Annotated in this window: 23 protein-coding genes; 11 read left to right on the forward strand and 12 right to left on the reverse strand. The window is 68.2% G+C overall.

Annotation, left to right across the window (positions count from 1 at the left end):
• The first annotated feature begins 1 nt into the window (after nucleotide 1).
• On the forward strand, nucleotides 2–880 hold the full coding sequence (locus KBZ19_RS03925) for a hypothetical protein (protein ID WP_255099835.1): 879 nt from the start codon (nucleotides 2–4) through the stop codon (nucleotides 878–880).
• A gap of 418 nt (nucleotides 881–1,298) precedes the next feature.
• Here the strand turns inward: KBZ19_RS03925 and KBZ19_RS03930 are convergent, their stop codons facing one another.
• Nucleotides 1,299–2,087, reverse strand: coding sequence for a hypothetical protein (locus tag KBZ19_RS03930; RefSeq protein ID WP_094510251.1), 789 nt, complete (start codon nucleotides 2,085–2,087; stop codon nucleotides 1,299–1,301).
• Nucleotides 2,088–2,227: 140 nt separating this feature from the next.
• Here KBZ19_RS03930 and mfd point away from each other — a divergent pair, with 140 nt between their 5' ends.
• Nucleotides 2,228–5,821 carry a transcription-repair coupling factor gene (gene mfd / locus KBZ19_RS03935; protein WP_094510250.1) on the forward strand — a complete coding sequence of 1,198 codons (3,594 nt, stop codon included), beginning with the start codon at nucleotides 2,228–2,230 and terminating at the stop codon, nucleotides 5,819–5,821.
• 101 nt (nucleotides 5,822–5,922) lie between these two features.
• A complete protein-coding gene (locus tag KBZ19_RS03940) occupies nucleotides 5,923–6,102 on the forward strand; it encodes a hypothetical protein (RefSeq protein WP_094510249.1) in 180 nt (59 codons plus the stop codon).
• 309 nt (nucleotides 6,103–6,411) lie between these two features.
• On the opposite strand, the gene KBZ19_RS03945 is transcribed toward KBZ19_RS03940, so the two are convergent.
• From KBZ19_RS03945 to KBZ19_RS03955, 3 genes are all read right to left on the reverse strand, one after another.
• On the reverse strand, nucleotides 6,412–7,749 hold the full coding sequence (locus KBZ19_RS03945) for a S41 family peptidase (RefSeq protein ID WP_255099836.1): 1,338 nt from the start codon (nucleotides 7,747–7,749) through the stop codon (nucleotides 6,412–6,414).
• A gap of 128 nt (nucleotides 7,750–7,877) precedes the next feature.
• Nucleotides 7,878–9,122: a (E)-4-hydroxy-3-methylbut-2-enyl-diphosphate synthase gene (gene ispG, locus KBZ19_RS03950; protein WP_255099837.1), complete on the reverse strand. Its 1,245-nt coding sequence runs from the start codon at nucleotides 9,120–9,122 to the stop codon at nucleotides 7,878–7,880.
• Nucleotides 9,123–9,184: 62 nt separating this feature from the next.
• The gene (locus KBZ19_RS03955) at nucleotides 9,185–9,919 is read right to left on the reverse strand and encodes a uracil-DNA glycosylase family protein (protein WP_399220096.1); all 735 of its coding nucleotides are present in this window, start codon (nucleotides 9,917–9,919) and stop codon (nucleotides 9,185–9,187) included.
• A gap of 279 nt (nucleotides 9,920–10,198) precedes the next feature.
• Here KBZ19_RS03955 and KBZ19_RS03960 point away from each other — a divergent pair, with 279 nt between their 5' ends.
• The 3 genes from KBZ19_RS03960 (at nucleotide 10,199) to KBZ19_RS03970 (ending at nucleotide 13,055) form a co-directional block, all read left to right on the forward strand.
• Nucleotides 10,199–11,377, forward strand: coding sequence for a pyridoxal phosphate-dependent aminotransferase (locus KBZ19_RS03960; protein ID WP_094510246.1), 1,179 nt, complete (start codon nucleotides 10,199–10,201; stop codon nucleotides 11,375–11,377).
• Between the two features lie 50 nt (nucleotides 11,378–11,427).
• Entirely contained in the window at nucleotides 11,428–12,072 is a 645-nt protein-coding gene (locus KBZ19_RS03965; RefSeq protein WP_233132693.1) for a GDSL-type esterase/lipase family protein, read from the forward strand.
• A 167-nt stretch (nucleotides 12,073–12,239) separates the two neighbouring features.
• Nucleotides 12,240–13,055, forward strand: coding sequence for a sigma-70 family RNA polymerase sigma factor (locus KBZ19_RS03970; RefSeq protein ID WP_094510245.1), 816 nt, complete (start codon nucleotides 12,240–12,242; stop codon nucleotides 13,053–13,055).
• A 16-nt stretch (nucleotides 13,056–13,071) separates the two neighbouring features.
• Here the strand turns inward: KBZ19_RS03970 and KBZ19_RS03975 are convergent, their stop codons facing one another.
• Nucleotides 13,072–13,848, reverse strand: a complete 777-nt coding sequence (locus KBZ19_RS03975) for a DUF92 domain-containing protein (RefSeq protein WP_399220097.1) — start codon at nucleotides 13,846–13,848, stop codon at nucleotides 13,072–13,074.
• Between the two features lie 199 nt (nucleotides 13,849–14,047).
• Between KBZ19_RS03975 and KBZ19_RS03980 the strand changes: the two genes are divergently transcribed.
• Entirely contained in the window at nucleotides 14,048–14,419 is a 372-nt protein-coding gene (locus tag KBZ19_RS03980; RefSeq protein ID WP_255099839.1) for a hypothetical protein, read from the forward strand.
• A gap of 37 nt (nucleotides 14,420–14,456) precedes the next feature.
• Here KBZ19_RS03980 and KBZ19_RS03985 read toward each other — a convergent pair whose 3' ends face one another.
• The gene (locus tag KBZ19_RS03985; RefSeq protein ID WP_255099840.1) at nucleotides 14,457–15,296 is read right to left on the reverse strand and encodes a 16S rRNA (uracil(1498)-N(3))-methyltransferase; all 840 of its coding nucleotides are present in this window, start codon (nucleotides 15,294–15,296) and stop codon (nucleotides 14,457–14,459) included.
• A gap of 154 nt (nucleotides 15,297–15,450) precedes the next feature.
• The gene (locus KBZ19_RS03990) at nucleotides 15,451–15,903 is read right to left on the reverse strand and encodes a DUF3531 family protein (protein ID WP_094510241.1); all 453 of its coding nucleotides are present in this window, start codon (nucleotides 15,901–15,903) and stop codon (nucleotides 15,451–15,453) included.
• A 67-nt stretch (nucleotides 15,904–15,970) separates the two neighbouring features.
• Between KBZ19_RS03990 and KBZ19_RS03995 the strand changes: the two genes are divergently transcribed.
• Nucleotides 15,971–16,618, forward strand: a complete 648-nt coding sequence (locus KBZ19_RS03995; protein WP_255099841.1) for an ABC transporter ATP-binding protein — start codon at nucleotides 15,971–15,973, stop codon at nucleotides 16,616–16,618.
• Between the two features lie 14 nt (nucleotides 16,619–16,632).
• Nucleotides 16,633–17,547 carry an Hsp33 family molecular chaperone HslO gene (hslO, locus tag KBZ19_RS04000; protein WP_094510240.1) on the forward strand — a complete coding sequence of 305 codons (915 nt, stop codon included), beginning with the start codon at nucleotides 16,633–16,635 and terminating at the stop codon, nucleotides 17,545–17,547.
• 181 nt (nucleotides 17,548–17,728) lie between these two features.
• Here hslO and KBZ19_RS04005 read toward each other — a convergent pair whose 3' ends face one another.
• The 5 genes from KBZ19_RS04005 to KBZ19_RS04025 all read right to left on the reverse strand — a co-directional run bounded on the left by KBZ19_RS04005 (nucleotide 17,729) and on the right by KBZ19_RS04025 (nucleotide 22,040).
• Nucleotides 17,729–18,442 (reverse strand): CPP1-like family protein, encoded by a 714-nt coding sequence (locus KBZ19_RS04005; RefSeq protein ID WP_094510239.1) that lies wholly within the window; start codon nucleotides 18,440–18,442, stop codon nucleotides 17,729–17,731.
• A gap of 87 nt (nucleotides 18,443–18,529) precedes the next feature.
• Complete coding sequence (locus tag KBZ19_RS04010) at nucleotides 18,530–18,754, reverse strand: hypothetical protein (RefSeq protein WP_094510238.1); 225 nt, start codon at nucleotides 18,752–18,754, stop codon at nucleotides 18,530–18,532.
• A 72-nt stretch (nucleotides 18,755–18,826) separates the two neighbouring features.
• Nucleotides 18,827–20,485 carry a peptide chain release factor 3 gene (locus KBZ19_RS04015; protein WP_233132691.1) on the reverse strand — a complete coding sequence of 553 codons (1,659 nt, stop codon included), beginning with the start codon at nucleotides 20,483–20,485 and terminating at the stop codon, nucleotides 18,827–18,829.
• A 4-nt stretch (nucleotides 20,486–20,489) separates the two neighbouring features.
• On the reverse strand, nucleotides 20,490–21,305 hold the full coding sequence (locus tag KBZ19_RS04020) for a hypothetical protein (protein ID WP_255099843.1): 816 nt from the start codon (nucleotides 21,303–21,305) through the stop codon (nucleotides 20,490–20,492).
• A 63-nt stretch (nucleotides 21,306–21,368) separates the two neighbouring features.
• Complete coding sequence (locus KBZ19_RS04025) at nucleotides 21,369–22,040, reverse strand: class I SAM-dependent methyltransferase (RefSeq protein WP_255099844.1); 672 nt, start codon at nucleotides 22,038–22,040, stop codon at nucleotides 21,369–21,371.
• A gap of 220 nt (nucleotides 22,041–22,260) precedes the next feature.
• Here KBZ19_RS04025 and nrdJ point away from each other — a divergent pair, with 220 nt between their 5' ends.
• The gene (gene nrdJ / locus KBZ19_RS04030) at nucleotides 22,261–24,564 is read left to right on the forward strand and encodes a ribonucleoside-triphosphate reductase, adenosylcobalamin-dependent (RefSeq protein ID WP_255100050.1); all 2,304 of its coding nucleotides are present in this window, start codon (nucleotides 22,261–22,263) and stop codon (nucleotides 24,562–24,564) included.
• The gene (locus KBZ19_RS04035; RefSeq protein WP_255099846.1) at nucleotides 24,561–25,499 is read left to right on the forward strand and encodes a 3'(2'),5'-bisphosphate nucleotidase CysQ; all 939 of its coding nucleotides are present in this window, start codon (nucleotides 24,561–24,563) and stop codon (nucleotides 25,497–25,499) included. The genes nrdJ and KBZ19_RS04035 overlap by 4 nt, the downstream gene beginning before the upstream one ends.
• Nucleotides 25,500–25,502 lie beyond the last annotated feature (3 nt).

A 25,502-nucleotide genomic window follows, 5' to 3' on the forward strand; every position in this document is an offset into this window, starting at 1 on the left:
GATGCAGCTGCAGGCGGAACTGGTGCACGCCGAACCCGGACAGCGGGTGGTGAAGGTGAGCGCCTGGGACCAGGGCGCCCTGATCGGCAGCGCTCTGGGCGAGGCCGCCACGGCGGAACTGGCGGAAGACCGCGCCATCGAGCGCCTGCAGAGGCGATGGTCCCCAAGCGGCGCCGCTGCCCTCGCCAGGCCGGAGCCGGTGGGTGCGGCGAAAGCGCCACCCCAGAAGCCAGCCATCAGCGCGGTTGAGGCAGAGCAGCCGCTGTTGGCGCTGAGCCGTGTGGGTGTGCCGGCGCAGGCGGCAGTGATGCCTGTGGTTTCACACGCTCCGCTTCCAGCGCCACCCGCCCAGGCTCCTGTGCCCATGGAGGCGTCCCCGGCACCCGATCAGGCTTGCGCCTCGCCGGCCACACCAGCAGCGCCAGCCCATGCCTCTGCGGCGCCCACGCCCCAGGGCCTTCCCCCATCGGAGCCGGAGGTCACAGCCGATCCCGAAGACTGGAGCGATGAACTGGCGCAGGTAGAGCTGGAACTCAAGCGACTGGGATGGGGCCGGGAGGAAGAAGCGGCGTACCTGGCGCGGGCCTTCAACCATCCGAGCCGCAGCCGCCTGGTGCGCTACCTGGATCTGATGGGCTATCTGAATGCCCTGCAGCAACTGGCACCCGGCAGCAGGCCGGAGCAAGCCGCCACACCCCTGCGTCGCCGCGACCTGCTGGATCAGAGCGACCAGCTACTCGGCCAGCTGCAGTGGGGAGCGGCAGAGGGGCGCGTCTTCCTGGAGCGGCATTTTCAGCTCAACAGCCGCCAGCAGCTCAATGATCAGCAGCTGCTGCAGTTCAACATGCTGCTGGAAGATCAACTGGCCACCAGAGCATGAACGCCTAACCCGGTCCGTCGATAGGCACGGGCACGCCGCGGCCCCGCGGTGCTGCGGGCTCTGGATTCCAGAGATACAGCGAGCGGAGGCCGGCGCTGGAGATGACAAAGCGCTTGTCATCAGGCTCTCTCGCCTGGCGGGTCGCCAGCGGGAGAACTCTCCTGCGGATGGGCTCGGTTGCACGGGCTTCACCTTGAACACCGTTCCCGTGCCGGCCCCCTTGCCGGTCCTGGGCGCAGGCATCGCCTTCGGCTGGAGCCGGACCATCAGGCGGCGCCTCAGCTCCCGTTCCCGGCGATACTCCCTGCTTGGCAGGAGCCAGAGCGCCATTGCGGTGGGTGCCCCGCTGCAGTGCGGATCCCTTCCGACTGAATCCAGAGTCCGCTGCCCCAAGCTCAGTGGAACCGCTGCCGGCCGCTCAGCTGGGCCAGGCAGTTGACCAACCCACCGGTGGGCGGCATTCCTGGCTGATCAGGCCGGCCCCCTTCTCCAGCTGGTCCTGGTTGGCATAGGCCTCCTGCTCGAGCTGGCGCTCCAGGGGCGAGAGATTGGCGTAGATCGGGTCGTTGAGCTGCCCCTGGGCCTGGGGCCTGGCGGTAATGGAGAGCCCAAGCTGCTTGGGCGGGGCCGACACCCCCCCGCGGCGGCAGCTCTGCGCCACATGGATGGCCTCATGGTTCAGCACCAGAGCAAAGGTGGCGCTGCCCTGGTCCACCACCTCCGGCTTGATGCGGATGGTGCGGGCGGCAGGGTCCCACTCACCGGCGGCGCCGGCCTTGCGGGGCGGGCCCAGCACCACCCGTACCCCCACCCGCTGCAGCTGATCGAGCAGATCGCGGATCGCCTGTCGCTCGCGCTCGAAGCGCGGCGGATCGAGCATCAGCGCGCGGATCTGCTCGATCGAGAGCTTGGGGTCTCCCTCGCGGCGGCGGTAGCGGTAACGCACACCGCCGTCAGGCAGCACCTCGGCCTGCGGCTGCCAGTCGACATCGGCCTGCTCCAGCCGCGCCATCAGATCGCCGGCCATGAAGGCATCAACGGCCACATCGCCCGGCCGCAGGGGGGCCGGGGGCCGGGCGAACAGCGTGTCCGACACCTGAAACGGCAGCGCTTCCAGTGCGCCGAGGGTTTCGCCCCTGCGCTCGGGAGGCGCCACCGCCAGGCCCGCCAGCAGCAGACCAGCGGCCAACAGCGTCAGCGGCAGCACGGGAGCGCCCGATCCACGCGGGGGATGGTGCCGGCTCACTCCCAGAGATCAACGTGACCTTCATGATGGTCGATCTGCACCAGCAAAGCAGCGGCAGGAGTGCAACTGCCAGGATCGGGATCCCTGCGCCTCACGACCCAATGCCCCTCACCGCCCTGGTGCGCCAGCTCGAGCAGGTGCCCCTCACCGGTGAGGTGCTGCAACGGATCGAGCGCCAAGAACGGCTGAGCCTGCGGGGCGCCTCCCGGGCCGGCCGTGCCCTGATCGCCAGTGCCCTGGCCCGGCAGCGGCAGACGCCTCTGCTGGTGATCGTGCCCACGCTGGAAGAGGCGGGCCGCTGGGCGGCGCTGCTGGAACTGATGGGCTGGCCCACGGCCCAGCTTTATCCCACCAGTGAGGGCTCGCCCTACGAACCCTTCGATCCCACCACCGAGATCACCTGGGGGCAACTGCAGGTACTCGCCGAGCTGGTGGATGCGGGAAGCGCCGACGGCAACAGCCACCCGTGGCAGGGGGCCGTGGTGGCCACCGAGCGGGCCCTGCAACCCCACCTGCCGCCGCCCGCGGCCCTGGCCGCCCGCTGCCTGTGCCTGCGCAAGGGCGACACGGTGGACCTGGAGCAGCTGGCCGACACCCTCAGCCGCCTCGGCTACGAGCGGGTGCCCACGATCGAGCAGGAGGGCAGCTGGAGCCGCCGCGGCGACATCGTCGACGTGTTTCCGGTGAGCGCCGAGCTGCCGGTGCGGCTGGAGTTCTTCGGCGAGGAGCTGGAGAAGCTCAAGGAATTCGACCCCGCCACCCAGCGTTCGCTCGATGCCACCGAGGCGGTGCGGCTCACCCCCAGTGGCTACGGCCCGCTGGTGGCGGATGCCCTGCGGGAAACGATGCCGGTGGGGCTCGAGGGGCTGTTGCAGCCGGAAGCGCTCGATCAGCTGCTGGAGGGCGGCACGCCCGAGGGGATGCGGCGGCTGATGGGTCTGGCCTGGGCGCGGCCCGCCTCCCTGCTCGATTACCTGCCCGCCAGGACGTTGATTGCGGTGGATGAGCGGCGCCATTGTCGCGCCCACGGCCAGCAGTGGTTCGATCACGCCGACAGCCACCACGGCGAGGTGCAGGCGGAGCTGGCGGCAGCCTGCGGCCAGCCGGTGCTACTGCCCGCCCTGCTGCACCGGCCGCCCGAGCAGGCCCTTGAGGATGTCGAGGCGTTCGCCGGTTTCGATCTGGCTGAACTGGCGGAAACCGACCGCCACCCCAACGCCTTCGATCTCTCCAGCCGTCCGGTGCCGGCCCATCCGAACGCCTTCGGCCGCCTGGCGGCGCTGGTGAAGGGCTACCAACAGGAAAAGGCGAAGGTGTGGCTGCTTTCGGCCCAGCCGTCACGGGCGGTGGCGCTGCTGGAGGAGCACGACTGCATCGCCCGCTTCGTGCCCAACCCGCACGACTTCCCGGCGATCGAGCGGTTGGTGGAGCAGAACACACCTGTGGCGCTCAAGCTCAAGGGCACCGCCGAGCTGGAAGGGCTGCAACTGCCGGCCTGGAAGCTGGTGCTGCTCACCGACCGGGAGTTCTTCGGCCAGCACAGCCTGGCCGCCAGCGGCTATGTGCGGCGGCGCCGCAAGGCGGCCAGCCGCACGGTGGATCCGGGCAAGATGCAACCCGGCGATTTCGTGGTGCACCGCAATCACGGCATCGGCCGCTTCCTGAAGCTGGAGAAGCTGGCGATCAGCGGCGAAAGCCGCGATTACCTGGTGGTGCAGTACGCCGACGGCACCCTGCGCGTGGCCGCCGACCAGCTGGGCAGCCTGGGCCGCTACCGCGCCAGCACCGACACGCCGCCGGAGCTCAACCGCATGGGGGGCGTGGCCTGGGCGCGGGCCAAGGAAAGAGCGCTCAAGGCGGTGCGCAAGGTGGCGCTCGACCTGGTGAAGCTGTACGCAGAGCGCCATCAGGCCCCCGGCATCGTGTTTCCGCCCGATGGCCCGTGGCAAAGCGAGCTGGAGGATTCCTTCCCCTATGAGCCCACGCCGGATCAGCTGAAGGCGATCGCGGAAGTGAAACGCGACATGGAGACCGCCAAGCCGATGGACCGGCTGGTGTGCGGCGATGTGGGCTTCGGCAAGACCGAGGTGGCGATCCGGGCGTTGTTCAAGGCGGTGACCGCCGGACGCCAGGCGGCGCTGCTGGCCCCCACCACGGTGCTGGCCCAGCAGCACTGGCGCACCTTGAGCGAACGCTTTGCGCCCTACCCGCTCAAGGTGGCGCTGCTCAATCGCTTCCGCACAACGCTGGAGCGCAAGGCGATTCAGGAAGGGCTGGCCGCCGGCACGATCGACATCGTGGTGGGCACCCACCAGCTGCTGGGCAAGGGCACCAGCTTCAAGCAACTGGGGCTGCTGGTGGTGGATGAGGAGCAGCGCTTCGGTGTGAACCAGAAAGAGAAGATCAAGGCGCTGCGAAAAGACGTCGACGTGCTGACGCTTTCCGCCACGCCGATTCCACGCACGCTCTACATGAGCCTGTCGGGGGTCCGGGAGATGAGCCTGATCACCACGCCGCCACCGCTGCGCCGCCCGATCAAGACCCACCTGGCCGCCCGCGACGATGAGGCGGTGCGCAGCGCCATCCGCCAGGAACTGGATCGTGGCGGCCAGGTGTTCTACGTGGTGCCGCGGGTGGAGGGAATCGAGGAGGTGGCGGGCCAGTTGCGCGAGATGCTGCCGGGCCTGAAGTTGCTGGTGGCCCACGGCCAGATGGCCGAAGGGGAACTGGAGAGCGCGATGGTGGCCTTCAATGCCGGCGAAGCCGATGTGATGCTCTGCACCACGATCATCGAAAGCGGCCTGGATATCCCACGGGTGAACACGATTCTGGTGGAAGACGCCCACAGATTCGGCCTCGCCCAGCTCTATCAACTGCGCGGCCGGGTGGGCCGCAGCGGCATCCAGGCCCATGCCTGGTTGTTCTATCCCGGTGATGGCGCCCTCAGTGAGGCGGCACGGCAGCGGCTGCGGGCGATCCAGGAGTTCGCGCAACTGGGCAGCGGCTACCAGCTGGCGATGCGCGACATGGAGATCCGCGGCGTGGGCAACCTGCTGGGGGTGGAGCAGAGCGGCCAGCTCGAAGCGATCGGCTTCGACCTCTATATGGAGATGCTGCAGGAAAGCCTGGCGGAGATCCAGGGCCAGGACATCCCCGTGGTGGAAGACACCCAGATCGATCTGCCGATCACCGCCTTCATCCCCGCCGACTGGATCACCGAAGCGGACGAAAAGATGGCCGCCTACCGGGCTGCTGCCGGCTGCACCGCCAAGAGCGAACTGCTCCAGCTGGCTGCCGACTGGGTGGATCGCTACGGGGCCCTGCCGGCGCCGGTGCAGAGCCTGCTGCAGTTGATGGAACTCAAACTGCTGGCCAAACGCTGCGGCTTCTCACGCCTCAAGCCCGAAAAGCCCAACATCGTGCTGGAAACCCCGATGGAGGAGCCCGCCTTCCGGCTGCTGCGCCAGGGCCTGCCCCAGCACCTGCACGGCCGGTTGGTGTATCAGGGCGGCGCCGGCAGCACCGCAAAAGTGCTGGCCCGCGGCCTCAGCGTGCTCCCCGCCGAGAAGCAGCTCGACACCCTGATGGAGTGGCTCACCGCCATGGCCGGCCAGATCCCCGCCGCTGATGGCCTCACCGACGCCCAGCGCCAGGACCAGGCAGCCGCCAGGAATGCGGCGGTGTTGGTGGTTTGAGGGGGGGGACGTGTTGCTTGGCCACCCCCCGACAAGCTTCCGATTCTCTTCACCCTCATCCCCGCAAAACTTCGTTACAGTTCCGGAAAGGTTTGGGCTAAATGGGCGAATTCGTTGCTTCCGGTGGGGTTTCGGCAGGGCTGCAGAGCGGTGTGGGCCTTGTTTCGGCCCTGATCAGCGTGATCGCTCTGGGTTTGTTCGCCCTGTTCCAGGACGAAAACCAGAACAACGACGATGACGACTCCAACCCCGGCGGCGGCCTCATGCAGCCGGTGGCCTGAAGCTCCGATCCACAGCGCTTACCGGCCTCAGAGAAAGCAAAAGCCCTGTTGCGGGAATCCCCGCAGCAGGGCTTTCTTCCATGGATTTATCGGTGCGCGCTAAGGGCGCACACAAGTTGGTCTTAAGCCGCTGCTCCGCAAGACTTGCCCAATAAACGTTGCCACCTAAGACTTACCCATAAACATTGCAACTAAAGACTTTCCCTATACACCTTGCCCCGTAAAAGGGGTGTGCAAATGCTTGCCCGTGACATGTGCCCCGAAAATAGTGCCCTTAGAAGGATGGCGAGCTCAAGGGATAACCCCTGATCAGTTAGTGGGTCCGAGAGCAGCCGGCAGGTTGGCACTTGAGGGGTTGTAGGGCTTGCCGGGCGCCTTGCCCACCGTGCGCAGTTGCTTCACCAAGGTGTTTTCAGCCACCCGGTACTGAGGATCGTTGCGGGTGCCGATCTCTTCAAGCTTGAGTGATCGGGCCTCCTGTTCGCTCAGCTTCACCTGCACATCGGGTTTGATGCCGTGCTTGTGGATGTCGCGGCCGCTGGGGGTGAGGTATTTGGCGATGGTCACGGTCATGCCGGAGCCATCGGAGAGCCCCCGCACTGACTGCACCAATCCCTTGCCGAAGGTCTTCTGACCCACCAGCACCCCTCGCTTGTTGTCCTGCAGGGCACCGGAGAGGATTTCGCTGGCACTGGCGGAACCCTCATTCACCAGGATCACCAGAGGAGCCTTGGTGAGTGCCCGCCCGTTGGCGCGCCGCACGTCCTGGATGCCGTCGCGGGTTTTGGTGGACACGATGATGCCTTCATCGAGCCACTGGCGGGCGATCTCGATGCTCGCCACCAGCAGGCCACCGGGGTTGCTGCGCAGATCCAGCACGTACCCCTGCACCCCCTTGCTTTCCAGGTCGCGCAGTGCGGCACGCATGTCCTTGGAGGCATTGGCGTTGAACTGCTTGAGGCGGATGTAGCCCACCTTGAAGCCATCAGGGGTGGTGTTCACCTGATGTTCCACCGCGTGCAGCTCGATGCGATCGCGGGTGAGCGGCATCTCGAGCACCTGATTCTTGCGCCGCACCTGCAGGGTCACCTTGGTGCCAGCCTGGCCGCGGATCAGCTTCACCGCGTCTTCCGTGCTCATCCCCTTGGTGCTCTTGCCGTCGATCGAGATGATCACGTCCTTCGGCATCACGCCGGCCCGCGAAGCTGGGGAGCCGTCAATCGGGGACACCACCACCAGTTCCTTGGTGTCCTTGTCGAGGCTCAGCTGGATACCGACACCGGAGAGTTCCCCCGAGGTGTCGATCTGCATCTCCTTGAACTCCCGCGGATCCATGAAGCGGGTGTAGGGATCATCGAGGGTGCCGAGCATGCCCCGGATGGCCTCGTAGCTCTCTTTGGTATTGCCGTAGGTTTTGGCGAGGAGATCGCGGCGCAGCTTGCGCCACTGCTCCGGGGTGTATTTGCCGGTGGTGTCGAGATAATCGCGGAAGACGATCTGCCAGGCCTGATCCATCACCTCCTTGGGGCTGTCGGTGATCAGGGAGGCAGCACTGGGGGCCATCAGCCATTCGCCACCCACCACGGCTGCGGCCGCACAGGCGCCGAGCCCAGCCAGGACGAGAATGCTGGTGCTACCCCTGGACATGCTCTCGGCCTCGTGAGCGTTTGTGCTGTGTTCAAACTAGCCCGTGCCAGGGGGCACAGGACAGGGTGGGTCAGGGATCCAGGGGCTTCCGAATGTGACTGGCAGCGTGGCGTCAGGCGGCCAAGGCCTCAGGGGTCGACCCAGCGGCCGTCCTCCTTGATCAGAGCGATCAGCGCTTCCACACCCTCCGCCTCCGGCACGCGGCGGATCTCTTCACGGCCGCGGTAGAGGGAGATGGTGCCGGGGGTTTTGCCCACGTAGCCGTAGTCGGCGTCGGCCATCTCGCCGGGGCCGTTGACGATGCAGCCCATTACGGCGATGTCGAGGCCGGTGAGGTGGGCGGTGGCGTTGCGCACCACGTGCAGCACCTCCTCCAGGTTGAACAGGGTGCGGCCGCAGCTGGGGCAGGCCACGTACTCCACCATCGTCTTGCGCAGGCCCAGCGCCTGCAGGATCGAGTAGCAGACTGGGATCTCCTTCTCTGGGGCCTCGGTGAGGGACACCCTGATCGTGTCCCCCAGGCCCTCGGCCAGCAGGGTGGCGATGCCGGCCGTGCTCTTGATGCGGCCGTAGTCGCCGTCACCCGCCTCGGTGACGCCCAGATGCAGCGGGTAGTGGAAGCCTTCGGCGTCCATGCGGTCGGCCATCATCCGGTAGGCCGCCAGCATCACCGGCGCCCGCGAAGCTTTCATCGACACCACGATGTTGTGGAAGTCGAGGCGGTCGCAGATGTGGATGAACTCCATTGCGCTCTCCACCATCCCCAGCGGGGTGTCGCCGTAGGTGAACAACATCCGCTCCGCCAGGGAGCCGTGATTCACGCCGATGCGCAGGCCCTTGTCCTGCTCTTTCAGCAGGCTCACCAGCGGTTCAAGCGTGGCCTGGATGCGCTCACCGATCGCGGTCACCTCCTCTGGGGTGAACTCCGTGCGGTTGGGGTCGGGTTTGTCGAACACATACAACCCGGGGTTGATGCGCACCTTGTCGACGTGCTGGGCCACCTCAAGGGCGATCTTCATACCGTTGTGGTGCACGTCAGCCACCAGCGGCACGGGGCGGTAGCTGTCTTCGAGGCGCTTGCGGATCTCTCCCACCGCCTTGGCGTGGGCCAGGCTCGGCACCGTGAGCCGCACGATCTCGCAGCCGGCTTCATGGAGGCGACGGATGCCGGCGGTGGCACCCGCGATGTCGAGGGTGTCCTCGTTGATCATCGACTGCACCACCACCGGGTGGTCGCTGCCCACCCACACATCGCCCACCCGCACGCTGCGGGTCTTGCGGCGGCGGATCACGGTGTCGTAGCGCGGGTTGCTGGCCCAGTCAGTGGGCAGACCTGCCGGGGCGGTCTGGGGCCGGGCCACGGTGCCGGTCATCGGAGCTGGAAGCCGGGGAACTGGCCCCAACACTGCCACAGACAGGCGTGCAAGCGGCGTGCTCAGTCGGCGGAGATGTCCGCTACCGGAGTGGTCGCTGGTGTGATCGCGGGGGTCGCCCCAGCTGAGGCCCCGTCTGCATCCAGATAGGGAGAGCCTGCCTCCAGCTGATTGAGACGGCGGCGCACGTCCTGGAGGTCCTGCCAGGTGAGCCATTTGGGGGTGCCGCGCTCGCGCGATGGGTTGCGCAGCAGATAGGAAGGATGAAAGATCGGCAGGCACCACAGCCCCCGCCACTGCCGCCACTGGCCGCGCAGCTTGGTGATCCCCCCCTTCAGGCCCAGCACCCCCTCCATCGCCGTGGCACCGGCCAGTACCAGCACCTTGGGCTGCACAAGCTCGATCTGCTCCAGCAGCCAGGGCAGGCAGGCGGCCATTTCCTCCGGCGTCGGCTTGCGGTTCTCGGGTGGGCGGCACTTCACCACGTTGCAGATGTAGGCGTCCTGGCGGGTGTCGATCGCCACGCTGGCAAACATCTGATCGAGCAACTGGCCGGCGCGGCCCACGAAGGGCGAGCCGCTGGCATCTTCCTGGGCGCCGGGACCCTCGCCGATCACCATCAGCGAGGCGGCCGGATTGCCGCGGCTCACCACCACCTGCTGCCGTCCCAGGGCCAACCCGCAACGGCGGCAGGCTTCGCAGGCGCCGTGCAGAGCGGCCAGGGCCGCCGTTGGATCGGGGGGCTCAGCGGCTGCATGACGGGGGGCGCTGGCGATCACGGCCTCAACCAACGGCATCCCGCCGGACGCCTGCCCTCCGGCATCCACCGCCCTGCCGCCGAACAGGCTGGGTTGCACCACAACTCCGGGCAGGGGTTCGCTCGGTTCCATCCCCGCCTCAGCCCAGCGTGAAAGGAATCCTATGGAACGGGTCCAGGGGCCGCTGATGACAACCTGCGCGGGGACGAAGCCAAGCGGCCACTACGTCAGGCAGGATGTCTAATCCCCTTATCGAAGGCATTCCAACGCTGGAGTGCCCCGGCGCCCATGTCGCGGCCGATCGCACCGCCTCCGCTGATGACCAGCCCGTTGGCACTTTCAGCCCGGGCCCGGGCCCTGCAGCCGTCCCTCACCCTGGCGATCACCGCCCGTGCGCGCGAGTTGCGGGCCGACGGCCATGACATCTGCAGCCTCAGCGCGGGTGAACCGGATTTCGAAACGCCCGCCTTCATCCGCCAGGCCGCCAGCCGGGCGCTGGAGGAAGGTGCCACGCGCTATGGACCCGCCGCCGGCGAACCCCTGCTGCGGCAAGCCCTGGCCCAGAAGCTGAGCGAGGAAAACGGTGTGCCCACCGCGGCCGATCAGGTGCTGGTCACCAACGGCGGCAAGCAGGCGCTCTACAACCTCTTCCAGGTGCTGCTCGACCCCGGCGACGAGGTGCTGCTGCCGGCCCCCTACTGGCTCAGCTATCCGGAGATGGCGCACCTGGCCGGCGCCACGGTGCGCGTGCTGCCCACCGCACCCGCTCAGGGCTTCCGGCTCCAACCCGACCAGCTCGAGGCCGCCATCACGGCCAACAGCAAGCTGCTGGTGATCAACAGCCCCTCCAACCCCTCGGGTCTGGTGCTCAGCCGGCAGGAGTTGGAGCAGCTCGCTGCCGTGCTGCGTCGTCATCCGCAGGTGGCGGTGGTGAGCGATGAGATCTACGAATTCCTGTTGGCACCTGGCCTGGAACACCACAGCCTGGCGGCCCTCGCCCCCGACCTCGCCGACCGCATCTTCATCGTCAACGGCTTTGCCAAGGGCTGGGCGATGACCGGCTGGCGGGTGGGTTACCTCGCCGGCCGCAAGGATGTGATCGCCGCCGCCAGCGCCCTGCAGAGCCAGAGCACGAGCAACGTCTGCACCTTCGCCCAGTACGGCGCGCTGGCGGCGATCACCGCCCCGCGTGACTGCGTTCATGCCATGGCCCAGGAGTTCAACCAGCGCCGGGCGCTGCTGAGTGCCGGCCTGATGGCTCTGCCCGGCCTCACTCTGCAGCAGCCAGAAGGGGCCTTCTACGCCTTCCCGGACATCAGCGGCCATGGGCTTGATTCCATGACCTTCTCCAACCGGCTGCTGGAGGACCAGGGGCTGGCGGTGGTTCCCGGGGTGGCCTTCGGCGACGACCGCTGCATCCGCCTCTCGTGTGCAGCCTCTCCAGCCACCATCGACGACGGCCTGCAGCGCCTCAGCCGTTTCCTGAACCGTCTCTGACTCTCCCGGCACCCGGCACTGCGGCCTCACCCCCGCCCCGCAAGCTGATCGTGCTGGGCGACAGCGGGGTGTACGGCTGGGGAGACCCCGATGGGGGCGGCTGGTGCGAGCAGCTGCGGCGCCACTGGATGGAGATCCCTGGCGGGCCCGTGCTCTACAACCTCGGCGTGCGCGGCGACGGCCTGGAGCGCCTGGCGGCACGGTTGGAGGCGGAAGTGCGCTGCCGCGGTGAGCTGCGGCGCCAGGGGCCCCAGGGGATCCTGCTGGGCATCGGGCTGAACGACACGGCCCGCGTGGGGCGCCCGGATGGGCGCCACCAACTGGCCCCGGAGGCGTTCCTGTTCGGCCTGCAGCAACTGCTGCACCAGGCCGGGCAGCTGGCGCCGGTGATGGTGATCGGCCTCACCCCAGTGGATGAGGCGGTGATGCCCTTCGCCGGCTGTCTCTGGTACGACCTGGCCACCGTGCGCCACTACGAGGGCCTGCTGGAGGAAGCCTGCCTCGAAGCGGATGTGCCGTTCCTACCGCTGCTCGATGGCCTGCTGGAGGATCCGCACTGGCTGCGGCTGCTCGACAGCGACGGGCTGCACCTCAACAGCGCCGGACACCGGCGTCTCTATGAGCGTCTGAAACACTGGCCGGCCCTGTTGCGCTGGGCCTCACTGGAGCCGCAACAGAGCCGCACCCCTGCCTGAGCGAGCTGCTCATCACCCGCCTGACTGCCCGCCAGAGCCAGCGGCAACCTCCTTGATCTCACCCCTACGGGGGAGGCGAAATCACCGGGAGTGGGGATGGTGGGGAAGGGCCAGCCGGCGAGAAGGTGATTCCAAGGACTTCCCGTTGGCACCTCCGGTTCCCCACCATGACGCTCACCATCTTTCAACGCCGCAATCCCGAGCTGCTGGCGCAATACCAGCGCAGCGGCCATCCACGCGATCGCAACAAGATCGTGGAATTCAACCTGCCCCTGGTCCGGCAGGTGGCCAACCGCCTCCGGCCCCACACCGCCGTGCCGTTCGACGATCTGGTGCAACAGGGCTCGATCGGTCTGATCCGCGCGGTGGAAGCCTTCGATCCGGCCCAGGGCACATCCCTCAGCAGCTTCGCCGTGCCCTTCATCCGCGGGGCCATGCAGCACCACCTGCGCGACAACGAACAGCCGTTGAAAGCCTCACGCCTGCTGCGCGACCTGCATCAGCGCGGGCAGACCCTCCAGCAGCAACGCCTTCACCAGCAGAAGCCCGCGCTCCGCGACGCGGAGCTGGCGGCCGCCCTGGGCTGCCCTGTCGCCCAGTGGCAGGAGGCCTGCAGCCTGCACTGGGCCCTGCAGTGCTCCAGCCTCGATGCGCCGGTTGGCACGGCTGAAGCCTCCAGCACCCCTCTGGTGGAGAAGCTCAGCGCCCGGGAAGCCCCCCATCCCTGCCGCGCCGATCGTCTGAGCGAATCCTCCTGCTCCGAGCCGGAACCGCAGCATTGGCTCAGGCAGCGGCTGCAAGATCTGGAGGTCAGCGAGCGGCGATTGCTGGAAGGGCGAGTGCTGGATGGGGCCTCCTGGCGCCAGCTGGGCGAAGAGCTGGGGATCCGGGCGCGGGTGGCCCAACGCCGCTTCGAACGGCTGGCGGCGCGGCTGCGCCAGGAACTCAGCAGAGAATGGGGGGATCTGTTCGCCCAGGCCTGAGTCAAGCGCTCCTGAATCAGGCGGCCAGACCCAGCGCCACGGCGCCCCAGGCCAGCCCCATGGCGATCAACGCCGCCAGCAGCGTCTGGATTCCGTTCACGAGCTCGTTGGTCAGCCAGGCGAGCCGCGCCTGCAGGGTGGCGCCGATCCAGCTCTCCAGCAGGGTGGCCAGCACCCCCACCAGTAACACCAACAGCAGCGCGGGGAGCGATCCCAGCAACCCCAGCAACTTCAGCACCAGCACCATCACCGCGCTGCCCACCAGGCTGGCACCCGTCCCCTCCAGACTGACCGCCCCTTCCGTACCGGCGGGTACCGGCCGCAGGGAGGTGATCAACACGGTGTGACGCCCCCAGCGCTTGCCAATCTCACTGCCGCAGGTGTCGGCAAGCTTGGCGGCGAAACTGGCCCCGAAACCCAGCAGCAGCAGCGGCACCGGCGCTCCAGGCACGGTGGTGAGCAGGGCGAGCACGGCCCCGGTGGCTGCGGAGCCCCACACGTTCTCCGGCCCCCGACGGCCACCCCGCGCTTCGGCCAGCCCCTGCTGCTGCTTCTGGCGAAAGCCCAGCCGGGTCACCAGGGAGCCCAGCACCAGATAGCCCACCACCGCAAACCAGCCGCGCCAGCCGAGCGCGCCCCACAGCAGTGTGCCGAGCACACCCGCGTGTACCCAGCCGGAGCGGGTGAGCAGGGGGAACCGCTGGACAGCGCTGATCAACAGGCCATGCAGCGCCAGCGCCAGCAGCCAGTGCTGGAGGGTCTGGGCCGGCAGCAGCGGTGGCGCCCCCAGCAACGCCTCAAGGCCCGTGAAGGGGGACACCGGCACCGGCACGGCCGACAGCAGCAGAACGCTCAAGGGGGCAGACCGCACAGGCCCCAGTCTCTTCAGCAGTGGCGTGGGCTGCCGCTCTCTGTTGCACTCCCCTAAGCGGCGTCGGTCCCCTGCAGGTGCCGGCGGATAATCACAGCCAACGTCCCGTCTTCGGATCACCATGCTGTTCAAGCGCAAGGGCTCGTTCTTCATCGACTTCGACAAGAACGCCACCGCTGAGCCGGTGACCGTGGCCCCTGTGACGGTGGCTCCGGCGGCTCCTGTGGCTCCACCCACCAGCGCGGAACCCTCTGCAGCCAGCGCAGGGCCAGCAGCAGAGGCCGGCGTCGCTGCAGCGGGCAGCGTGCTCACCACCGCAGAAGCGATGGCTGCCGAGCTGCGGCGTGAACAGGACAACCTGCCGCCTCCTTCGCTGGTCACCTTCTCGCCCGAGTGCCTCACCCCCGCCGGCGCCCTATCCCGCCGCCGCCGGCTGGCCGGGGCCAACATCGGCCCGTTCAAGGCGATGGCCGCCAGCCTGATGAAGAGCTGAGCGCGGCAATCTGCGCCCCAGGGATCCAGCCGCCGATTCAGCCGCCGCTTGATCTCGCTCGCCTGGATCCCGCTCGCCAGGCACTCAGCAGGCTCAGGCCGGCCACAGCCGCCGTCGAGGTGCGCAGGATCGTCGGGCCCAGGCTCGCCGGTTGCCAGCCCGCGTCCACCGCCACCTTCTCCTCCGCCGGCGTCCACCCCCCCTCAGGCCCGATCGCCAGGCGGGCGATGCCAACACAATGCGCACCCGGGGCTTGAGCGCCACCCAGCTCTAACCCGGTCCGCTGTACTGCTCCACCACCCAGCTCTGCCACGCCGCGCAGCTCTGTGCCAGCAGGCAGGGCTCCCGTCCCCAGCAGCTCACTCAGCAGCGGCAGGTCGGCCGCCCGGGTGGTGGCCAGCCATCGGCACTGACCTTGCTCCAGGCACGCGGCGCCATTGGCCAGCGAAGCCGGATTCTGGAGCCAGGCGGCGGCGGCCATGGGCTCCAGCAGCTGCGGCAGCCACAGACGCTCGCACTGCTCACAGGCCTCCCGCACGATCGCCTGCCAGCGTTCCCATCGGCCCGGGCCACCGGTTTCCGCCCCCCGCACGCCGCGCTCGGCCAGCAGCGGCTGAAGGCGGTCGACCCCCAGTTCGCAGCTCATGCGCAGCACGGTGTCGAAATCGCGGCGGGGCACTGCCACCGCCAGCTCCAGCAGGGGCGAGGGCAAGGGCTCGACCGTAAGGGGGGCCGCCAGCGGCTGCTCCAGCCGGGCGCTGCTGCGGTCGGTCAGCAGCGCGCTCCACAACTGGCCGACGCCGTCGACCACCGCAAAGCGATCGCCGGGGCCATAGCGGAGCACCCGCGTGAGGTAGTGGCTTTCGCCGTCTTCCAAGCGGAGGATAGGCAGAGCACCCTCGCAGCCGGGCGCTGCAGCTTGACCGCTGGCAGCTACTTCCGCAGCCGAGGAATCTGGCGGCTGAGCCGCCGCCCGGGCAAGGCGCCCGGGCTCGATCAACAGACGACGCAGCTCCCGGGTCACACCGCGCTCAATTGACCCCGGGGGCGAACATCGCATCGGGCTGGTCTTCCACCGGCCAGTCGTCGTTGAGACCGCCGATCACCAGTTCCTCAATCTCCACCACGTCGTTGTCGAGCTGCCGCAGGGCGTTGATCAGCACATCAAGGGCAACGCCATCGCTGGTGCCGAGATCCACCCAGCAGCGGGCCCAGTCCTCCTGGTATTCCAGTTCGCCCATGTTGTGCATCAACGCCGGCAGGGCCCGTTCAGCGTCGTCGCCGTCGTAGGTCATCCAGCTGAGATCGACGCCCTCCTCATGCACCTGAAGGTTCTCGGCATTGAAGCCGCCCAGCTTGCCGAGAAAGAACCAGCTCTCGAAGGTCGTATCGATGTAGCCGCGCTCCCCCTGCCCGGGCGGAGCAGCAAAACGCACCCAGATCCAGCAGTTGAAGGGATCCACATCCCGAAAGCGGACGTCCATGGGAGAAGGCAGCGTGCTTGCCCCCATCAAACACGCATCCAGCAAGCTGGGGGAAGCGAAACCCGCCATGCTCGAGCTTCGATCCCTGCGCTACCACCCGGCCACCACCCCAGCCGCCCTGCTCGACGGGGTGGAGCTGCGCCTGGAGCCGGGCCGGCCCGCCCTGGTGGCCGGGCAGAGCGGCTCAGGCAAGACCACCCTGCTGGAGCTGATCTGCGGTCTGGCGGACCCCGATGGCGGCGCGATCCTGTGGGAAGGGCAGGCGTTGAACGCCAGGCAGCGGCGCGGGCTCTGCGGCCTGGTGTTTCAGTTTCCCGAGCGCCATTTCCTCGGCCTCACGGTGGGCCAGGAGCTGAAGCTGGGTCAGCGGCGGCTGGCGTCGGAACGGGTCGAACAGGTGCTCACCCGGGTGGGGCTGCAGGGGCTGTCGCTGCAGCAGCCGCCGGAGCGGCTCAGCGGCGGCCAGCAGCGGCGACTGGCGCTGGCGGTGCAGTTGCTGCGCGATCCGCGTGTGCTGCTGCTGGATGAACCCACCGCCGGCCTCGACTGGTCGGTGCGGGAAGAGGTGCTGCAACTGCTGCAACTGCTGGCGCGGGACCGGGTGCTGCTGGTGGTGACCCACGAACCGGAGCTGTTCAAGGGCTGGGTGAAGGAAGGCTGGCGGCTGCAGGGCGGGGCGCTTCAGCCCCTGCCGAGGCTCCGTACGATGCCCTGAGTTGGGGCGGGGCGATGCCCGATCGATTGGTACGGGCCACGGCCGCCGATGGCGGCATCCGCATGGTGGCGGCCCTCACGACCGTCACCACGCGCTACGCCCGTCGTCGCCACGGCCTCTCGTACCTCACCACCGCCGTGCTGGGCCGGGCGATGACCGCCGGTCTGCTGCTGGCCAGTTCGATGAAGGTGGCCCACGGACGGGTGAACCTGCGCATCCAGTCGGACGGACCGCTGCGCGGCCTGATGGTGGATGCGGGCCGGGACGGCACCGTGCGCGGCTACGTGGGGGCGCCGGGCCTGGAGCTCGATCTGGTGGAAACGCCCGAGGGCCTGCACCGCTTCGACTTCCGCAAGGCCACGGGCACCGGCTATCTGCACGTGGTGCGCGACCAGGGCAAGGGCGAGCCGTTCAGCAGCACGGTGGAGCTGGTGAGCGGCGGCATCGGTGATGACGTGGCCTCTTACCTGCTCCATTCCGAGCAGACCCCGTCAGCAGTGTTCGTCGGTGAGCAGATCGACAGCAGCGGTGTGCGTTGCGCCGGTGGGGTGCTGGTGCAGGTGCTGCCCAAGGCGGCCCGGGAACCGGCGCTGGTGGCCCTGCTGGAGGAGCGCTGCCGCGAGATTCAGGGGTTCAGCCAGCGGCTCGCCGACTGCAGCGGCGATCTGCAACGCCTGCTGGAAGACATCTTTCCGGACCTCGATCCCCAGCTCCTGGAGGATGCCGAGGCCAGCCAGAACGTCACCTTCCACTGCCCCTGCACCCGCAGGCGCAGCGTCAATGCCTTACGGCTGCTGGGGCGTGACGAGCTCGACACGATCCTGCGCGAAGACGGCCGCGCCGAGCTCACCTGCCATTTCTGCAACGAGGTGTACGGCGTGGAGGCGCCTGAGCTGCGGGAACTGATCGAGGAGCTGGCGGCTGTCTGAAGGCCACTGGCGACTTGAGCCGGAAGCGAACTGCAGCCTCACAGCCCTCAACTGAGCGTGCGGAGGCAAAGTCTGCACCCGGCAGGCATGGAGGCGTGCACGAGCCGTGAGCGTGCCCTAGGGGCATCACTGGCGTGACCCCACCAGACTCAACCAGGGCGGCACAAACCTTCGGCAGCCGTCAGGCCAGCAGCAGGGCACCCAGCAACAGCAGGATCAGAGCCGGCAGGCTCTGAAGCTGTTCGCCCGCCAGCGGCAGCCCGAGCGGCAGGGCCGGATCAACGAGCTGGGCGAGCACGCCGCCCATCAGCAGGCCGAGGCCCAGCAGAGCGAAGCTCCAGCCCACCGCCGCCAGAAACCGGCCGTTGCGCCGCTGCAGGTTCACCACCGTGAGCAGGGTGGAGAGGGCAAGCAGCACCGTGTCGGAGGACGGGGGGGACACCAGGAGCAGCAGCAGGATCGCCCCCTGCCCGGCCAGGGGCACCCAGCGCTCACGGCCCTCGGCCAGGGCCAGGCGGGGCATCGAGAACTTCGGCCGCGTGAGTTTGCCGCCAGAGAGCTGGGGCAAGGAAGGCATGGCCGGCAGGGCAGGCCTGGAGGGGGCCCGGGCGATCACGGCCGGCTTCACCTCTTCCCGCTTCGAGGCACTGAGGGCGGCGCTGCTGACCCGCCCCTGTTGCCGCTCCCGCAGCCGTTCCATCAGTACGGCGTCGTAAGCGGCTTCCACGCGGGCGCGGGCCTGGGGGTCGTCTCCTACCGCATCAAGGCACTGCTGACGCGCTCCCTGAACTTCGTCGAAGCTGGCATCAGAAGCGATGCCGAGCCGTTCGTAGGGGCTGGAACCATCGCTGGGGCCACCGGTCGCGCCGGGGGGCAGGGCAGAACCGTTGGTCATGGCCTCCGGTGCGGTGAGCAGGGTCGTGGTACGAGCGTATCGAGGCGCGCCCCATCCGGAGGCCTCCGCTGCCACCGAACCAGTGGTTCAGAACAAAGGTTCGCTGGAGTGGAAACCGCCTTCCTGCTGAAGATGCCGGCGGCAGGCTTCTGCCTCTTTGAGCGGCAACCACTGGCGCCGCTTCAGTAAAGGCATCTGGGGCGGGAGGTGGCTGCCTTCGCGCACCTCGACGGCTTCCTGGCTGGGGAGGAAGCGCACGTAGTCGGAGCCTCCGTCGTGGCGGGGGCGAACCAGCCAGAAGGGCTCGGCCATGGCTGTGATCTTTCGTTGCAAAGATTCTGGCGGGCCGGGAGCAGCGCCGTGGGCACCCGCATCAGCAAATGCTCAGAGGGCGATCGGCTCCACGCCGCTCACCACCGGCGCCACGGCGCTGAGCTCGAAGGCGGGGTGGTCTTCCCGCAGCTGGTTGAGATTCCACTCGTTCTTGAACAGCAGCACCGGCCGGTCCCAGGCGTCGCGCACGGTCTTGCAATTGAAGATGCGCCCCACCGCCTCCAGCGCCGCCCAACCGCCCACCACCCAACGGGCCACGCTGAAGCCGAGGGGCTCGAGTCGCGTTTCGACTCCGTATTCGTTCTGAAGCCGGTATTGCACCACCTCCATCTGCAGCTGGCCCACGGCCGCCAGGATCGGGTCGCGCTTGCTGGCATCGGTGTCATAGAGGATCTGCACGGCTCCCTCCTCCCGCAGCTCGTTCACCCCCTTGCGGAAGCTCTTGAACGCCGATGGGTTGGGGTTGCGCAGCCAGGCGAACAGTTCAGGGCTGAAGCAGGGGATACCTTCGTATTCCACCTTGCTGCCGGCATAGAGGGTGTCGCCGATGGCGAACATGCCGGGATTGTTCAGGCCGATCACATCACCGGGATAGGCGTCCTCCACCACCTCACGGTCCTGCCCGAACAGCTTCTGGGGACGAGAGAGGCGGATGGTGCGGCCGCTGCGGGCATGCCGCACGCTCATGTCCTTCTCGAAGTGGCCGCTGCAGACCCGCACGAAGGCAATGCGGTCGCGGTGGCGCGGGTCCATGTTGGCCTGCAGCTTGAACACGAAGCCGCTGAACTCCGGCCGCAGCGGATCCACCGGGCCGTCGCTGCTCAGCCGCGCCACCGGCCGCTGCGCCAGCTCCAGGAAGGCATCCAGGAAGGGACGCACGCCGAAGTTGGTCATCGCCGAACCGAAGAACACCGGGCTCAGTTCGCCGGCATGCACCAGCTCCAGATCGAGCTCGGCGCCGGCACCATCGAGCAGCTCCAGTTCCTCCAGCGCCGCCGCCAGCAGTTCCGGTTCCACCAGCCGAGCCAGCTCGGGGCTGCCGGCCGCCAGGCGCTTCTCCGCCGACTGGCGGCCCCGCTCCGCCCGCTCGAACAGGATCACGTCCTTGCTGCGGCGATCGATCACGCCACGGAAACGATCACCGCTGCCGATCGGCCAGTTCACCGGCCAGCAGGTGAGGCCCAGCTCACTTTCAATCTCATCGATCAGCTCGAGTGGCTCGCGGCCCGGCCGGTCCATCTTGTTGATGAAGGTGAAGATCGGCACCTTGCGCAGCCGGCAGACCTCGAACAACTTGCGGGTCTGTGGTTCGAGGCCCTTGGCGGCGTCTTCCAGCATCACTGCGTTGTCGGCAGCGGCGAGGGTGCGGTAGGTGTCTTCCGAGAAATCCTGGTGGCCTGGCGTGTCGAGCAGGTTCACCGTGCTGCCGGCGTAGTCGAACTGCAGCACGGTGGAGGTGATCGAGATGCCGCGTTGTTTCTCGATCTCCATCCAGTCAGAGGTGACCTTGCGCTGCTCTCCCTTGGCCTTCACCGCACCGGCCTGCTGAATCGCCCCCCCGTAGAGCAGCAGCTTCTCGGTGAGGGTGGTCTTGCCCGCGTCCGGGTGGGAAATGATCGCGAAGTTGCGCCGCTTCGCCACCGCTTCAGCCAGGGCAACCCCGGCCATGTCGTCGCTGGGGGAAACGGGTGGGGGGGAGGCGCTGGTCATGGTCTCAGCCTGCCAGGCCGAGGCGGCTGTCCGGCCGGCAGAGGCTGCGCAGCAGGTGGGCACCGAGGGCCAGATCCCGCTGATGACTGAAGGCCTCCAGCTCCAGCTGGCGCACCAGGGGGGGGATGCGGGCGTAGAGAGGCTGGGCGAGCAGTTCCCGCGCTTCCGGCGACAGGCGTACCGGCAGGCCCAGGGGGGTGGGCGGCCGCCTGAGGCCGCCGGCTCGGCAGCTCTGGGCCACATGGATGGCCTCGTGGTTGAGCACAGCGGCGAAATCAAGGGTGCCGCGGTCGGGCACATCCGGCCGGATCCGGATCACCGCCTCACGGGGCACCCATTCGCCGGCCGCCGCCGCCACCCGCGGGGTGGTCAGCTCCACCCGCACCCCCAGGCCCCACAGCTGGGCGAGCAGGGAAGTGATGGCGGACCGCTCGGCGGTATAGCGGGGCGGATTGCGCAGCAGGTCGTGGATCTGGGCCATGGTGAGATCTCTTTCACCACGGCGCTGCCGATACACGTAGCGGAGTCGGCCATCGGGCAACCGTTGCGGGCGGGGCAACCAGGCCTGATCACCGGCATCGAGCCGGGCGAACAGCAGCGCTTCCCAGGTGGGCTGGATCGGACCGATGCTGGCCGGAGGCGCCTGCAACCAGGCGGGGGGGCGCAGAGCCTGTGCCACCACCGGCGCGCTCGCCAGTGGCACAAGGCCCATGGCGGCTACCGCGATGGCAAGAACAGCCGCGGTGGCGGCGCCGGTGGCTGGGGCCAGCGCCAGGGCAGGCCCCCAGGGCCGGCGCCAACGGCGGGCGTGGGGCAGCACGGAGAGAAGTGCAGCAACGACGGAGCCCCTTTGGTTTAGCGGCAGCCGGTGGCTCCCCGCCGTTCAGGCCAATCGTCCCCAGACCTCCAGGTAGCGGTCGTCGAGCTCCCGCACCGCCAACCCCTCGATCCCCGCCTGCTGGAGCTGCGCCTCCACCTCCACACGGCGAAAGGCCGCCCGCAGCGACTGGGCGTAATCACGCCGCAGCACGGGCGGAGCACCGGCGGCATGGCGCTGCACCAGCCCCTCCAAGGCCGCTGGATCCGACGGGCGGCGCAGATCCTTGATGCAGATGGCCGCTCCGGGGGCCGCCAGCCGGCGCACCGCCTGCCACAGCACCAGCGGATCGTGCAGATGGTGCAGAAGGCTGTTGCTGACCACCGCCGTCCAGCGGCCCTCCTGCGGCAGGGCACCCCCCGGCGTCAGCAACAGGTGCTGAAAGCTCAGCCCTGGCCAGCGGTCCGGCGTGGCCTGCAGGCGCGCGGCGGCGATCGCCAGCATGGCGGGGGCGCCATCGAGACCCAGCACCCGGGCCGTGGGATAACGCTCCGCCAGCAGGAAGCTGATGTTGCCGGGTCCGCAACCCAGATCGATGATCCGCGGCCCCAGCTGTGGCCCGAACAGGTCCTCGGTGCGCTTGAGCAGGGCGCGGTCACCGGCAGCGAAGTCGGCGTCGGCATAGGCGCGCGCCTGCTCGGCGTCGTCCATCAGCTCGGGCTCGCAGATCCGCTCCATGGCCACCACCGCAGCGCCGCCAGCCTGGCGCAGGCCTGGCGGGGCGGCAGCCGGCGCTGGTGGGGCGGTCAGCCCCTGGAGAGCCGTACAGACACTGCCGCTGGTGCAGGATGAACCTTGCGCACCCCACAGGTGGGGTTAAGGTTTCTCCACGCGCCACGCTGCCCCTGTTTCCGTGACCCTCTCCGCCACGCCTGCCACCGCAGCCGAGCTCACCCGGCTGGCTGGCCTGCCAGAAGCCGCCGCTGCGGATTTCCCCGTCACGGCGCCGGCGGCGAACCCGGTCTTCTACCGCACCTACAGCCGCAAGACTCCGAACGGACGCGAAAGCTGGCAGGAGGTGAGCGAGCGCAACCTCGAAGGGCTGCGCAGGCTCGGCAACCTCAACGCCGAGGAAGTGGCCCTGTTGCGCCGGATGCATAAACGGCAGCAGGCTCTGCCCTCAGGGCGTTGGCTGTGGATCGGTGGCACCGACTGGATCGAGCAGCCCCAGAACTTCTCCGGCGCCTACAACTGCACCTCCACCAACCTGATCGACTGGGAAGCCTTCGGTCTGATGATGGACCTGGCGATGATGGGCTGCGGCACGGGCGCCATCATCGAGCCTCGGCTGATCGATCGCTTGCCTGCGGTGCGCAACCGCCTGCGGATCACCTCCGTCACCGACATCGGCGCCACTCCCGCCGGCCAGCGCCAGGAGCACACCACCCACACGATTACGGGCCACGACGTGGCGATCAAGGTGGGCGACACCCGCCGCGGCTGGGTGGACAGCTACCAGCTCCTGCTGGAGCTCAGCAGCGATGTCCGCTTCGACGGTGAGGTGACGGTCAGCGTTGACCTCTCCGATGTGCGTCCTGTGGGCGAAACGCTCAAGGGGTTCGGCGGCATGGCCAACCCGGTGAAGCTCAAAGACCTCTACGGGCGCGTCGCCGAGATCCTCAACAAGGCCCATGGCCGCCAGCTCAGCTCAGTGGAATGCTGCCTGCTGATCGATGAGGCAGCCGTCACGATCGTGGCCGGCAACATCCGCCGCAGTGCAGGTATGCGGCAATTCTGCGCAGACGACGCCTCCGCAGCCGGCGCCAAGGAGAACCTCTGGCAGCAGGACGAGGAAGGCAACTGGCGCATCGACCCCGAGCGCGATGCGCTGCGCATGGCCAACCACACACGCGTGTTCCATACCCGCCCCAGCCGCGAGGTGGTGCGGGAGGCGGTGCTCAAGCAGTTTCAGAGCGGCGAAGGCGCCATCCAGTTCGCCCCCGAGGCGATCGCCCGCTCGAATGCCGACCTGCTGTCCACCCCTGAACTGCGCAGCGAGTTCATCACCATCTACTGCGATCAGGGCCGTGAGGAAGCGGGCCGCTGGCTGCAGCTGAACCATCCGCAGATCACGGACGCCGAACTTGAGCACCGCCTCAGCCGCTACGGCCTCAACCCCTGCGGCGAGATCCTCGGCGCCGATTTCCACTGCAACCTGGCGGAGATTCACCTCAACCAGATCGACCCCGCCGACCACGAGGGCCAGGCGGATGCCTTCCGCGCCGCCGGTCTGGCGGTGGCCTGCCTGCTGAACCACCGCTTTGAGGTGGAGCGTTACCGCCAGAGCCGTGCCTGGGATCCGATCGTGGGTGTGAGCTTCACGGGCCTGTTCGATTTCTTCGTGCATGCCTTCGGCACCCCCTGGCTCAATTGGTGGGAGGAGGGCCGTCCGGACAGCGAGGCCGGGCTGGCGTTCAAGCAACAGGAAGCCGCCTACCTATCGCGCTGGAAGACGGCGGTGAACGAGGCCGTGTGGGACTACTGCGACCGCCATGGTCTGCGCCGCCCGAACCGCTGCACCACGGTTCAGCCCGCCGGCACCAAGAGCCTGCTCACCGGCGCCAGCCCCGGCTGGCATCCGCCCAAGGCCCAGCGCTTCATCCGCCGCATCACCTTCCGCAAGAACGATCCGGTGGCACTCGCCTGCATGGATTACGGCTACACGATCGTGCCGAGCCAGAGCGACAAGGATGAACAGGGCCGCCTGCTGGATGATCCGTTTGATCCCCGCTGCACCGAGTGGCTGGTGGAAATCCCCACCGAAGTGAGCTGGGCCAACCTGCCCGGCGCCGACGCCGTGGAGATCAACAGCTTCTCGGCGCTGGCCCAGTTTGACTTCTACATGCAGGTCCAACAGCACTACACCGCCCACAACACCTCAGCCACGGTCGAGTTCCGCGAAAACGAAATCGAACCTCTCGCTGAAGCCATTCACGCAGCGATCGATCAAGGCAAGGGATACATCTCGGCGGCGCTGCTGGCCCGCTTCGATGCCAACGCCACCTTCCCCCGCCTGCCGTTCGAGCCGATCGACCAGGCCACTTACCAGCGCCTACAGGAGGAGGTGGCGGCGCGGCGCCGCGAATTCGATTTCTTCGCCTCCCTGCAGCGCTACGACAACGGCGAACTGGTGGAGGCGGGTCCAGCCGGCTGCGACTCCGACAAATGCCTGCTGCCGCTGGCCAAGCCCCAGAAACCATGAAGGAGCTCTACTTCGCAGACAGCACGCTCGCCGGCCATCAAGTCGCCGCGGTTCTCACTGCCGTTCGGCGGCTGTGCTGGGAGGCGGCGGCCATCCTGCGGGCCTATGCCCGCGGCGACACCCCTCCGTTCGGCTATCCGCCGATCCTCTCGGTGGATGAGGATCCCAAAGGACCAGTCACGGCAGCCGATCTTGCCGTCAACGAGCATCTGATCAAGGGGCTGCAGAGCGCCTTCCCAGCAGCCTCCTGGGCCATCCTCAGCGAGGAGACCACGGGTCAGTGGCCCGCCGATCAGGCCATCGCCAACGACTGGCTCTGGATCCTCGACCCCCTCGATGGCACCAAGGACTTCCTTCAGGGCACCGGCGAATACGCCGTACATCTGGCCCTGGTGCACCAGCAGCGGCCTGCCCTCGGGGTGGTTCTGCTGCCAGAGCTCGATGAGCTCTGGTTCGGGTGGCTCGACCCCGACGGGATCGAGCCACCCGTCGCCTGGAAGGAAGCGCCGGACGGGGAACGTCATGCCCCTTCCCTGAGCGGGCGCACCGCACTGTCGAGCCTGATTCCGGTCACCAGCCGCAGCCACCGCGACGACCGGCTGGAACAGCTGATGACCTCACTGCCGATCGCCAGCGGCATCGCGCGCGGGAGTGTGGGGGGGAAGGTGGCGTCGATCCTGCGCGGCGAAACCGACCTCTACATCTCCCTGTCCGGCAAGACAGCTCCGAAGGACTGGGACATGGCGGCTCCCGAAGCGGTGCTGCTGGCAGCAGGTGGCGCCTTCACTCACGCCGATGGGCGGCCTTTGCTGTACAACACTGGGGACTTCCGCCAGGCCGGTTGCCTGATTGCCAGCCACGGACCTGCCCACCAGGTTCTCTGCGATGCCGCGGCAGCAGCCATGGCCCGCATTGATCCGGCGGCAGCGCTCTGAACT

Origin of the sequence: Synechococcus sp. L2F, from assembly GCF_024345695.1 — a bacterium.
Taxonomy (GTDB): domain Bacteria; phylum Cyanobacteriota; class Cyanobacteriia; order PCC-6307; family Cyanobiaceae; genus MW101C3.

What these genes read in the sequence shown, in the direction of transcription:
- KBZ19_RS03925 (WP_255099835.1), top strand. Translation starts at nt 2, where the DNA reads ATGCAGCTGCAGGCGGAACTGGTGCACGCCGAACCCGGACAGCGGGTG.
- mfd (WP_094510250.1), top strand. Translation starts at nt 2,228, where the DNA reads ATGCCCCTCACCGCCCTGGTGCGCCAGCTCGAGCAGGTGCCCCTCACC.
- KBZ19_RS03940 (WP_094510249.1), top strand. Translation starts at nt 5,923, where the DNA reads ATGGGCGAATTCGTTGCTTCCGGTGGGGTTTCGGCAGGGCTGCAGAGC.
- KBZ19_RS03945 (WP_255099836.1), bottom strand. Translation starts at nt 7,749, where the DNA reads ATGTCCAGGGGTAGCACCAGCATTCTCGTCCTGGCTGGGCTCGGCGCC.
- ispG (WP_255099837.1), bottom strand. Translation starts at nt 9,122, where the DNA reads ATGACCGGCACCGTGGCCCGGCCCCAGACCGCCCCGGCAGGTCTGCCC.
- KBZ19_RS03955 (WP_399220096.1), bottom strand. Translation starts at nt 9,919, where the DNA reads ATGCCGTTGGTTGAGGCCGTGATCGCCAGCGCCCCCCGTCATGCAGCC.
- KBZ19_RS03960 (WP_094510246.1), top strand. Translation starts at nt 10,199, where the DNA reads ATGACCAGCCCGTTGGCACTTTCAGCCCGGGCCCGGGCCCTGCAGCCG.
- KBZ19_RS03970 (WP_094510245.1), top strand. Translation starts at nt 12,240, where the DNA reads ATGACGCTCACCATCTTTCAACGCCGCAATCCCGAGCTGCTGGCGCAA.
- KBZ19_RS03980 (WP_255099839.1), top strand. Translation starts at nt 14,048, where the DNA reads ATGCTGTTCAAGCGCAAGGGCTCGTTCTTCATCGACTTCGACAAGAAC.
- KBZ19_RS03990 (WP_094510241.1), bottom strand. Translation starts at nt 15,903, where the DNA reads ATGGACGTCCGCTTTCGGGATGTGGATCCCTTCAACTGCTGGATCTGG.
- KBZ19_RS03995 (WP_255099841.1), top strand. Translation starts at nt 15,971, where the DNA reads ATGCTCGAGCTTCGATCCCTGCGCTACCACCCGGCCACCACCCCAGCC.
- hslO (WP_094510240.1), top strand. Translation starts at nt 16,633, where the DNA reads ATGCCCGATCGATTGGTACGGGCCACGGCCGCCGATGGCGGCATCCGC.
- KBZ19_RS04005 (WP_094510239.1), bottom strand. Translation starts at nt 18,442, where the DNA reads ATGACCAACGGTTCTGCCCTGCCCCCCGGCGCGACCGGTGGCCCCAGC.
- KBZ19_RS04010 (WP_094510238.1), bottom strand. Translation starts at nt 18,754, where the DNA reads ATGGCCGAGCCCTTCTGGCTGGTTCGCCCCCGCCACGACGGAGGCTCC.
- KBZ19_RS04015 (WP_233132691.1), bottom strand. Translation starts at nt 20,485, where the DNA reads ATGACCAGCGCCTCCCCCCCACCCGTTTCCCCCAGCGACGACATGGCC.
- KBZ19_RS04025 (WP_255099844.1), bottom strand. Translation starts at nt 22,040, where the DNA reads ATGGAGCGGATCTGCGAGCCCGAGCTGATGGACGACGCCGAGCAGGCG.
- KBZ19_RS04035 (WP_255099846.1), top strand. Translation starts at nt 24,561, where the DNA reads ATGAAGGAGCTCTACTTCGCAGACAGCACGCTCGCCGGCCATCAAGTC.